Source organism: Sandarakinorhabdus limnophila DSM 17366, assembly GCF_945882885.1.
Taxonomy (GTDB): domain Bacteria; phylum Pseudomonadota; class Alphaproteobacteria; order Sphingomonadales; family Sphingomonadaceae; genus Sandarakinorhabdus; species Sandarakinorhabdus limnophila_A.
Genome location: NZ_CAMCWT010000114.1, coordinates 1 through 3,469, shown reverse-complemented (window position 1 = coordinate 3,469; position 3,469 = coordinate 1). Strand labels below are relative to the sequence as shown.

Here is a 3,469-nt window from a genome sequence, read left to right as displayed (position 1 = left end):
GGCGCGATATCGACCAGCGCCGGTTCGACATCATGGACCTGCAGATGGTGGGTCACGGTTACGGCGCCTGATTTGGCGTCAATCTCCACCACCGCCAGGCTGGCGTGGCCGCGATGCGCTTGGGCCGGGGCAGCAAGCCCGAGCAGCAGCGCGATCGCGGCCAGCAGCCTCACTCGTCGTCCTTCTTCTCGTCCTTCTTCACCGGACGCGTCTTGATGCTGTCCGGCGACACTTCCAGTTCGCTGTCGGCCATCCGGTTGTCACCGCCGGCCGGATCATCGCGCACCTTCAGCACGGTGGGTTCAATGCGACGCGGATAGGCGTTGTTGCTGCGATCCGCGTCCGCCGTTTCCCACAGCGGATCGATCTCGGCGGCCTTCAGCTTCTTGGGGCTGACATGCTGCCATGTCACCGCCTTGGCGTTGTAGCGCCAGACTTCGGCCGGGATGCGGATGGTTTCGGTCGAGCCATCCTCATAATCCAGCTTCAGGATCACCGGCATCACCAGGCCGCCGATGTTGCGGAAGCTGAAGTGATAGAAATTGTCCTTGAAGGCCAGCGCGGCAGCCTGTTCCGGCTCCAGCTTCTTCAGGGTGGCCGCGTAATCCTTGCGATCCTTGACCGTCACAGTGAAGCGATCGGTTTCGTCGTAGAAATCGCGCGTTTTCGGATCACGATCGATCATCGGCGGCTCGGTGTTGCGCACAGCGGTGAGCGGGGTCGGCGCGGTCTTGTCGCGGTCCTTCGCCCAGGCCTTCTCCACCTCCGGATTGCGGGTGTCGAGCCGGGCCTGCACCACCTTGTCGAGGCTGATATCGACATGATCGGTGGTGTAGAACCAGCCGCGCCAGAACCAGTCGAGGTCCACGCCCGACGCTTCTTCCATGGTGCGGAAGAAATCATAGGGGGTGGGCCGCTTGAAGCGCCAGCGGCGGCTATATTCCTTGAAGGCGAAATCGAACAATTCGCGGCCCAGGATGGTTTCGCGCAGGATCACCATCGCGGTGGCCGGCTTGGAATAGCCGTTGTTGCCGAACTGCAGCAGGCTGTCGCTGTGCGTCATCAACGGCACCTGATCGCGGCTGATCATATACTCGGTGATGTCACGCGGTTCGCCGCGGCCGCGGGTTTTCACCGGGTCCCAGCGCTTTTCGGCTTCGAACTGCAGGAAGCTGTTGATGCCTTCGTCCATCCACGTCCACTGGCGCTCGTCGCTGTTGACGCTCATCGGGAACCAGATGTGGCCAACTTCGTGGATGACCACGCCGATCAGGCCATATTTGGCCCGCTGGGTATAGGTGAGTTGGCCGGTCTTCTTGTCCTTCACCGGGCGTGGGCCGTTGAAGGTGATCATCGGATATTCCATGCCGCCCACCGGGCCGTTGACGCTCTGCGCCACCGGATAAGGATAGGGGAAGGAAAACTCGCTGTAGACGTCAATGGTGTGGGCGATCGACTTGGTGGAATAGGCATCCCACAGCGGCCGGGCTTCCTTGGGGTAGAAGCTCATCGCCATCACCAGCGGGTTAGCGCTGTCATCCTGTTTGACACCCATCGCGTCCCACACAAACTTGCGGCTGGACGCGAAGGCGAAATCGCGGACATTCCTTGCCGTGAAGCGCCAGGTGCGGCTGCCGCTGGCCTTCTGCTTTTCGGCGGCCAGCGCTTCGTCAGGGGTGACGATATAGACCGGTTCCTTGGCGGTGCGGGCTTGGCTCAGGCGGGCGCGCTGGGCAGCCGACAGGATATCCGGGTTGGCCAGTTCGCCAGTGGCCGAAATAACGTGATCGGCCGGCACGGTGAGCGAGACATCATAATCGCCGAATTCAAGGGTGAACTCGCCGCCGCCGACAAAGGCCTTGTTGTGCCAGCCTTCGTAATCGGAATAGACCGCCGCACGGGGGAACCATTGCGCGGCAAGGAAGATGCAATTGCCATCCTGGTCCGGCTTGGTGAAGCATTCATAGCCCGATCGGCCGCCAACCACGCGGGTTTCCGGAACCGGCAGGGTGAAATCGATCTTCACCGTCGTCACACCGCCGCTGGCCAGCGCCGTCGGCAGATCGATGCGCAGCAACGTATCGACCACGGTGAATTTCAGCGCGCGGCCCGAAGCGTCGGTCACCTTCAAATTGTCGAAGCCGCCTTCCCATTCCTTTAAGCGCATGGCCTTGCGCACGTCGGTCATGCTGATCTGGCCGCCCGGCGACACGGTTTCAGCGCGCTCGGCGATGTGATCGCGCTTGTAGTTCTGATCGAGCAGCAGCCAGAGATACTTCAGGGCATCCGGGCTGTTGTTATGATAGGTGATGGTTTCGCTGGCACTGATGCTGCGGGCGGCTTCATCCAGCCGCGCAGTGATGCGGTAATCCACCTTCTGCTGCCAGTAACGATGGCCCGGCGCGCCGGCGGCGTTGCGGTAATCGGTGGGGGTTGGCCAATCCTCGCCTTCCAGTTGGCGGAACTTGTCGACGAAATCGCCCTTGGTCTGAACGATCGGGCTGGCCTGCACCGTTGCCCCTAGCAGGGCGAGCGCCGCCCACATAACTACCCGTCTCAGCGCGCGCATCTTGATCCCGTCCCTTGCAGCTCAATCTTGCCCATTGCCGCGCTGGCCGGGCCTTGGCAAGCACCGCCACCGCGTCTGCCGCATTTGCCCCCGGCAGACGCGTTGCGGGGTGGGCGTGAATGTGACAATATGGCGAGACTGAGCCGATGGGAGGGGTTTTCCATGGATCTGATCGCCGTTCTTGCCGCCGCTGCCGCCCTGTCCGTGGCCGGCCCTGTTGTTGCCTGCGCCTTTGATGGCATGCCGGGCTACAGCCACTACGCCCCCGATGGCACCGATCCCTATGCCGGCGCCAATGCCGAAGCCGCCGCCCGCATTGCCCCTTCCACCTCAATCCCGGCCCGCAGCAGTTCATCGAGGTGAAGGTCTCCAGCGCCGTGCCGATGAATTATGATGTGCGCACCATTGAAGGCACGCTGGAACTGGCCGGCGGCGACGGCGCCGGCGTGTTCTACAAAATCCGCGGCGGGAAAGAGTTGTGAGGGCGCTGCTCACCCCACTGGCGTTTGGCGCCCTGCTCGCCGCACCGGCAACCGCCGCGCCGCTTCCGCCCAAACTTGCCGCCAGCATCGATCGCAGCATGCGGGAATGGGCCGACGCCAACCAGGTGCCGGGCCTGACCTGGGGGATCGTCAAGCGCGGCGAAGGCCTGGTGCACAGCGGCGTTTCCGGTATCGCCGATGTGGATGCTGCCCGCCCGGTAGAGGCCGACACGCGCTTCCGTATTGCCAGCATGACCAAGGCCTTCACAGCGCTGACGCTGTTTGATCTGGCCGGCGAAGGCAAATTGCGGCTGGACGACAAGGTGGCGGCGCATGTGCCGGAAGTGGCCGGCTGGGGCGACGCGTTAACCGTGACCGATCTGGTGCACCACATGGGCGGTTTCGTTACCGATGATCC

The 3,469-nt window shown here is 63.0% G+C and carries 5 protein-coding genes; 3 read left to right on the top strand and 2 right to left on the bottom strand.

Annotated elements, in window-relative coordinates; genetic code table 11:
• A partial coding sequence (locus Q7O19_RS13525; protein WP_369692489.1) for a DUF6702 family protein occupies window positions 1-173 on the bottom strand: 173 nt, incomplete at its 3' end.
• A complete protein-coding gene (locus tag Q7O19_RS13365; RefSeq protein ID WP_303810979.1) occupies window positions 170-2,569 on the bottom strand; it encodes a M1 family metallopeptidase in 2,400 nt (799 codons plus the stop codon). The genes Q7O19_RS13525 and Q7O19_RS13365, both read right to left, overlap by 4 nt.
• 162 nt (window positions 2,570-2,731) lie before the next feature.
• Here Q7O19_RS13365 and Q7O19_RS13360 point away from each other — a divergent pair, with 162 nt between their 5' ends.
• The 3 genes from Q7O19_RS13360 to Q7O19_RS13350 all read left to right on the top strand — a co-directional run.
• On the top strand, window positions 2,732-2,932 hold the full coding sequence (locus Q7O19_RS13360; protein ID WP_303810978.1) for a hypothetical protein: 201 nt from the start codon (window positions 2,732-2,734) through the stop codon (window positions 2,930-2,932).
• Window positions 2,929-3,051: a hypothetical protein gene (locus tag Q7O19_RS13355; RefSeq protein WP_303810977.1), complete on the top strand. Its 123-nt coding sequence runs from the start codon at window positions 2,929-2,931 to the stop codon at window positions 3,049-3,051. The genes Q7O19_RS13360 and Q7O19_RS13355 overlap by 4 nt, the downstream gene beginning before the upstream one ends.
• The coding region (locus Q7O19_RS13350; protein WP_303810976.1) for a serine hydrolase at window positions 3,048-3,469 on the top strand (422 nt) is incomplete at its 3' end. The genes Q7O19_RS13355 and Q7O19_RS13350, both read left to right, overlap by 4 nt.